Origin of the sequence: Methylobacterium sp. WL103 (assembly GCF_008039885.1) — a bacterium.
In the GTDB taxonomy this organism is placed as follows: Bacteria; Pseudomonadota; Alphaproteobacteria; order Rhizobiales; family Beijerinckiaceae; genus Methylobacterium; species Methylobacterium cerastii.
Genome location: NZ_VRUX01001170.1, coordinates 1 through 666, shown reverse-complemented (window position 1 = coordinate 666; position 666 = coordinate 1). Strand labels below are relative to the sequence as shown.

The 666-nt window shown below is 72.7% G+C and carries 1 protein-coding gene; it reads left to right on the top strand.

The window, feature by feature from the left end; all coding sequences use genetic code 11:
• Position 1: 1 nt before the first annotated feature.
• Positions 2–666: glycosyltransferase (locus FV222_RS28445; protein ID WP_246685724.1), on the top strand; the 665-nt coding region annotated here is incomplete at its 3' end.

Sequence of the window (666 nt, the reverse complement as noted above, 5' to 3'; positions counted from 1 at the left end):
GCTGCTCGTCGCGACCGACGCCTGGGCGCCGCAGGTCAACGGCGTGGTGCGCTCGCTGGAGCGCATGGCCGAGGCCGCCCCCGCGCGCGGCTTCGAGCCGTTCTTCCTGACCCCGCGCGACTTCCGCTCGCTGCCGATGCCGGGCTATTCCGAGATCCGCCTCGCCCTCGCCGGCGCCCGCGGAATCGGCGTGGCCTGGGAGCGAATCGACCCGACCCACGTGCACATCGCCACCGAGGGCACCATCGGCCACGCGGTGCGCCGGCTCTGCATCGCCAAGGGCCGGCCCTTCACCACCAGCTACCACACCCGTTTTCCCGAATACCTCGCCGCCCGCGCGCCGATCCCGGAGGCCTGGAGCTACGCCTGGTTGCGGCGCTTCCACCGAGCCGCCAGCGGCACGATGGTCAGTACCGCCTCCCTCGAACACGAACTCGCCGGTCGCGGCTTCCGTAACCTGATGCGCTGGACGCGGGGCGTCGACACCGAGCTGTTCCGCCCGGCCGAGGCGGACGCGTCGCCGCCCAAGGCGCTCGACGGCTTGCCGCGCCCGATCTTCCTATTCGTCGGCCGCGTAGCGGTGGAGAAGAACGTCGCCGCCTTCCTCGGCCTGGACTTGGCCGGCAGCAAAGTGGTGGTCGGCGACGGGCCGGACCGCGCCCGGCT